Here is a 5,452-nt window from a genome sequence, read left to right as displayed (position 1 = left end):
GAGCCCGCACCCTAACCAGCCACTTCGCAGCGCTTCGCCCCGCCGACCAACCAGTCGGCGGGGCGAAGCAGGGCCCGAATTAACCAACAGCGTCCGCCCCGGGCGGGCCCCAACTCAGCTCGGTGAGACCTCGCCCCGGCGGCCCGCGACGATTCCGTCCAGCATCGCCGTCAGGATCCGCGCAAGCCGCGGCTCCACCTCGACGATCGCGTGCGCGAGCCGCGGATCGCCGCGGTACAGCGCCGCGACCTCCGGTCCCGGCGTCGCGATCTGCCAGAAGGAGCCCGCCATCGATGTCGCGGCGGCCATCAGGTCCACGCCGTCGGCCTCGACCAGCTCCGGCAGCCGCGCGCGGACCGCGGTGACGATCGCGCCGACGGCGGCCAGCGTCACCAGCTTGAACTCGCGCACCGCCTCGACCGACACATTGCGTTCGAGGTTCATCGGCGCCTGCGCGAGCAGGTCGCAGAACATGCCGCGGGCCGCGAGGGTACGGGCGAAGGCGGCGGCCACGCCCGCCGCGTCGCCATCGGCGACCCGGCCGATCTCCGCACCCAGGACCGGCGCCCATTCCTGCCAGCCGGTCGCGGTGAGACGCAGGAAGATCTCCTCCCGGGTCTCGAAGTAGCGCAGCAGCGCGGACTTGTGCATGCCCACGGCCGCGGCGATGTCGGTCAGCGTGACCTGCCGGATGCCGTGCTCGGCACCCAGGGCCCGGGCGGCGTCCAGGATGGCGGCCTCCCGCTGCTGCTTGGCCCGCGGGGAGCGGGCGCGCTGGAAGTCGGTGGTGTCCACGCACCCATGCTAGCGCAACGGGGTTGCGCTATTAACAAAACCATGTTTCGCTAAGTGCATGGCAGAGAACACGAACGACACCCCGCAGCAGACCTGGTTCATCACCGGCTCGTCCCGCGGCTTCGGCCGCGCCCTCGTCCGCGCCGCCCTGGAGGCGGGCGACACCGTCGCGGCGACGGCCCGCCGGCCCGAACAGCTCGACGACCTGGCCGCCGAGTTCGGCGACCGGATCGCCCCGATCGCGCTCGACGTGACCGATCCCGCGGCCGCTCGGGCGGCGCTGGCGGTAGCCGGGAAGCGGTTCGGACGGATCAACGTGCTGGTCAACAACGCCGGCTACGCCAACGTCTCGCCGATCGAGACCACCGACGACGAGGACTTCCGCGCCCAGTTCGAGACGAACTTCTGGGGCGTCTACAACGTCACCAAGGCGGCGATCCCCCTGCTGCGCGAGCAGCGCGACGGGCTGGTCGTCCAGTTCTCCTCCATGGGCGGCCGCGTCGGCGGCTCCCCCGGCATCGCCTCCTACCAGGCCGCGAAGTTCGCGATCGACGGCTTCAGCCGGGTGCTGCGGGCCGAGACCGCGCCGTTCGGCGTCCGGGTCCTGGTCGTCGAACCGAGCGGGTTCCGCACCGACTGGGCCGGCCCCTCGATGACCGTGCACGACGTGCCCGAGGGCTACGACTCCACCGTCGGCGCGATCAACCGGCGCATCCGGCAGAGCACCGAGGGGCCGGCCGGCGACCCGGCGCGCGCCGCGGAGATCCTGGTGCGGATGGCGAAGCGCCGCGACATCCCGACCAACCTCGCACTCGGCGTGATGGCGTCCGAGGGGTCCATCGCCCAGGACCGGCGGCTGCTGGCGCAGGACGAGAAGTGGAGCGCCGTCGGGCGGTCCGCGGACTTCACGGAGGCCTATCCCGCGGACTTCCCGCAGGACGCGACCGCCCCGCGAACGGTCTCACCCGTGACCAGGTGAGACCCCGGTGGAGGCCGCACGACCGGTGGGACCCGCCGCACAGGTGTGGCACCCTCTCGTCTCCGCCGGGACGTCGTGCTCACGAGCGGACGGAGCCTCCCCGCGTACCCCACCCGGCAGCCGGCGGGAGCCGGCCCGGTCAACCCAGGGCGCGGTCCAGGTTGAAGGCGGCGCTGATCAGCGAGAGATGGGTGAAGGCCTGGGGGAAGTTGCCGAGTTGTTCGCCGGTCGGGCCGATCTCCTCGGCGAACAGGCCGACGTGGTTGGCGTAGGTGAGCATCTTCTCGAAGGCCAGCCGGGCCTCCTCCAGCCGACCCGCCCGGGCCAGCGCCTCGACGTACCAGAAGGAGCAGATCGAGAAGGTGCCCTCGGCGCCTCGGAGTCCGTCCGGACTGGCCGCCGGGTCGTAGCGGTAGACCAGGGAGTCGGACACCAGGTCCGTGGTCAGGGCGTCCAGGGTGGAGAGCCACTTGGGGTCGGTGGGCGAGACGAACTTGGCCATCGGCATCATCAGCAGGGACGCGTCAAGGATCCTGTCGTCCAGCCCCTGGACGAACGTGCCGCGCTCGTCCGACCAGCCGCGGGCCATGATCTGCCGGTAGATCGCGTCGCGGGACTGCCGCCAGCGGGGCAGGTCGGCGGGAAGCCCGCGCCGGTTCGCCATCCGGATCGCCCGTTCCAGCGCGACCCAGCACATCAGCCGCGAGTAGACGAAGTCCCGGCGGCCCGCGCGGGTCTCCCAGATGCCCTCGTCGGGCTGGTCCCAGTGCTCGCAGAGCCAGTCCGCCACCGTGCCGACCTCGTCCCAGCGGGCGCTGCTGATCGGCTGTCCCCACTTGTCGTACAGGTAGACGGAGTCGATCAGGGCTCCGTAGATGTCCAGTTGGAGCTGGCCGGTGGCGGCGTTGCCGACCCGGACCGGCGCGGAGCCGAGGTAGCCCTCCAGGTGCGGCAGCTCGTACTCGGGCAGCTCACTGCGTCCGTCGATGCCGTACATGATCTGCAACGGGCCGGCCGCACCGGCGCCGCGCATGATGCCGCGTTCGTCGAGGAACCCCATGAACGCCTCGGCCTCCGCGGTGAACCCCAGGCGCAGCATGGCGTAGACGCAGAAGGCGGCGTCCCGGACCCAGACGTAGCGGTAGTCCCAGTTGCGCTCGCCGCCGATCCGCTCCGGCAGGCTGGTGGTCGGTGCGGCGACGATCGCCCCGGTCGGCGCGTAGGTGAGCAACTTGAGCACCAGGGCCGAGCGGTTCACCATCTCCCGCCACCGCCCGTGGTAGCGCGACCCGGCCAGCCAGTGGCGCCAGAACCGGACCGTCGCCTCGGCCTGCTCCTGCGCCTCGGCACGCGGACAGGACCGGGCCGGGACATCGTCGCCGATCCGGTCGAGGGCGAACACGTGGGACTCGCCCTCCAGGAGCTTGAAGTGCGACGACACGTCCGGGCCGTCCCTCTCCAGCGGTGCCGTGGAGGTCAGCGCGAGCGCCAGTGACGGGGAGCGGAACACGGCCTGGCCGGCTTCGAGGTGCGTGGTGTGCGATTCGGCGCCGTAGCCGAAGCGCGGGGCGATCTTCGCCCGGAACGGCAGCACCCCGCGGACGCAGAGCACCCGCCGGATCAGCCGGTGGCGGTCCGCCTCGCGGGACTCGTCCACCACGGGCATGAAGTCCTGGATCTCCGCCACCCCGTCCGCCGCGAAGAACCGCGTGATCAGGACGTTGGTGTCGGGGAAGTAGAACTGCCGGGTACGGGTCGGCACGTCCGCACACAGTTCGAAACTGCCGCCCCGGTCGGCGTCGAGGATCGACGCGAACACGCTGGGCGCGTCGAAGCGTGGGCAGCAGTACCAGTCGATGGTGCCGTCGGTGGCGACCAGCGCGGCGGTCCGGAGATCGCCGATCAGGCCGTGCTCGGAGATCGGTGGATAGCGGGAACCGACCGTCCGCCCGAATCCGCCTCCGCCGTACTCCGCCATGGCGGCCTCCTCACCCAGTGGCGCGGGACATCGAGCCGAACCTCCTGTTTCATGCTAGATCGCGGCAGGTGGGAGCGCCGAAGCGAACCGGTACGGCCGCGGGAGCGAGGCGTTGCCGCGGCCGGGAACTCCGCGTGCGGCTGATCGACCCCGCCGACCCCCACGGACCCGACGTGTCGGCGGACTCGATCGCCGAGGCACCGCACCCGTACGACGGGCTGCTGATCGCGACCGTCCGCCCACCCCGGCCCCGCCGGCCTCAGAACCGGCAGGCGGTTCCGGGCGAGCGGGCGCGCCTACGCGCGCGGCGCCGACCGGCGCGACGCCGAGGGCCGGACGGCGCTGTTCGCCGAGGTCGCGAGAGCCCGATGGTGGCCTTGAAGGTGGCGACCGGTTGTGCGTGACTGGACTGAGCAACAGTGGCCCGGCCGATTCGAGGTGCCCCGGATGGGATTCATCGGCACAGTGGGGCTGGTGCTCCACCCGGAGCGGACCTGCGCGCCCACCGTGGAGGCCGTGGTCCGCTGGAGCCGGGCCCGGGGGACGAAGGTCCTGGGGCTGACGGCGGAGGTGGCCCGGATCGGCTGCGAGGCCATCCCGGTCGCGGCCGAGGAGATGACCACGAGCGCCGACCTGCTGCTCAGCCTCGGTGGGGACGGCACCATGCTGCGGGCCATGCGGCTCTCGACCGGGGGCCACGCGCCCGTCCTGGGCGTCAACGTGGGACGCCTGGGCTTCCTCGCCGAGGTCGACATCCCGGAGCTCCCCGCCGCGCTGGACGCCATCGACGCCCACCGCTTCACCGTGGAGAACCGTTCCGGCGTCCACGCCCGCTTCCGGACCGCCCGGGAGACGGCGCTCAACGACGTCGTGCTCCTGCGCAGCCCGGGCCACAAGTCCGCGGCGGTCGCCGTCCGGGTCCAGGGCGAGCCCTTCGTGGCCTACACCGCCGATGCCGTCGTCGTCGCCACGCCGACCGGCTCCACCGCGTACAGCTTCTCCGCCGGCGGGCCGATCGTCTCCCCCAACGCGGAGGGGCTGCTGATCACCCCGGTGGCCCCGCACGCCGCGTTCAACCGGTCCGTGTTCCTCTCCAGCGGCGAGCGGCTCGACCTGGAGGTCCTGCCGCACAGCGGCGACCTCGCCGTCGAGGCCGACGGCCGCCTGGTCGGCCAGCTCGGGCCGGGCGACCGCGTCGAGGTGACCATGCTGCCCACCGCCGCACGCGTCGTGCGACTGGGCCGCACCACGTTCTACCAGCGGGCCCAGCGCAAGCTCCGGCTCACCGGCTCGGCGGAACACGGCTGACCGCCCGGTGCCACGCGGCGGCCGTACCGGGACGACGCCCGGCCCGGCCGGTACTCCGTGCCGCACGACCGGCATCGCTCGCCACCGACGCCGGGGCCGGAACCGGCGGACGGAACCGGCGGACGGAACCGGCGGCCCGGTGACCGATCCCCCTCCGCAGGCACGCGTGAACCCGGGCGGTCGACGACCGTCTGACGCTGCGTCGGCATTCACGGTGATGTCGGGAATCCACCGGGAGAACCGCGCGAGATCGCGTCCACGACCGGGAGGATTCCGTTCCGTGCCTCGGGAGCGCCCGGCTAGATGATTGATGCCAAGGGCTCGCTGGCGCGCATGACATGAAGCGAGGGAGTCCAAAGATCGGTTGTGACGCCTGATCTGGACTCCCTCGC

General features: G+C 72.3%; 4 protein-coding genes. 2 read left to right on the top strand and 2 right to left on the bottom strand.

Going from position 1 to position 5,452, the window contains the following annotated elements; all coding sequences use genetic code 11:
• Positions 1-114: 114 nt before the first annotated feature.
• Entirely contained in the window at positions 115-795 is a 681-nt protein-coding gene (locus ACFXHB_RS44170; RefSeq protein WP_380582812.1) for a TetR/AcrR family transcriptional regulator, read from the bottom strand.
• 58 nt (positions 796-853) lie between these two features.
• Between ACFXHB_RS44170 and ACFXHB_RS44165 the strand changes: the two genes are divergently transcribed.
• Positions 854-1,774, top strand: coding sequence for an SDR family NAD(P)-dependent oxidoreductase (locus ACFXHB_RS44165; protein WP_380582810.1), 921 nt, complete (start codon positions 854-856; stop codon positions 1,772-1,774).
• Between the two features lie 139 nt (positions 1,775-1,913).
• Here ACFXHB_RS44165 and ACFXHB_RS44160 read toward each other — a convergent pair whose 3' ends face one another.
• Positions 1,914-3,752: a glycoside hydrolase family 15 protein gene (locus tag ACFXHB_RS44160; protein ID WP_380582808.1), complete on the bottom strand. Its 1,839-nt coding sequence runs from the start codon at positions 3,750-3,752 to the stop codon at positions 1,914-1,916.
• A 447-nt stretch (positions 3,753-4,199) separates the two neighbouring features.
• On the opposite strand from ACFXHB_RS44160, the gene ACFXHB_RS44155 reads away from it, so the two are divergent.
• The gene (locus ACFXHB_RS44155; protein ID WP_380582806.1) at positions 4,200-5,060 is read left to right on the top strand and encodes an NAD(+)/NADH kinase; all 861 of its coding nucleotides are present in this window, start codon (positions 4,200-4,202) and stop codon (positions 5,058-5,060) included.
• Positions 5,061-5,452: the final 392 nt, after the last annotated feature.

The organism is Kitasatospora sp. NPDC059327 (assembly GCF_042752535.1).
Taxonomy (GTDB): Bacteria; Actinomycetota; Actinomycetes; order Streptomycetales; family Streptomycetaceae; genus Kitasatospora.
The sequence above is the reverse complement of the archived record's forward strand: the minus strand, read 5'-3'. Positions and strand labels throughout refer to the sequence as shown.

Coding starts and splice junctions, on each gene's coding strand:
- ACFXHB_RS44165 (WP_380582810.1), top strand. CDS start 854: ATGGCAGAGAACACGAACGACACCCCGCAGCAGACCTGGTTCATCACC.
- ACFXHB_RS44160 (WP_380582808.1), bottom strand. CDS start 3,752: ATGGCGGAGTACGGCGGAGGCGGATTCGGGCGGACGGTCGGTTCCCGC.
- ACFXHB_RS44155 (WP_380582806.1), top strand. CDS start 4,200: ATGGGATTCATCGGCACAGTGGGGCTGGTGCTCCACCCGGAGCGGACC.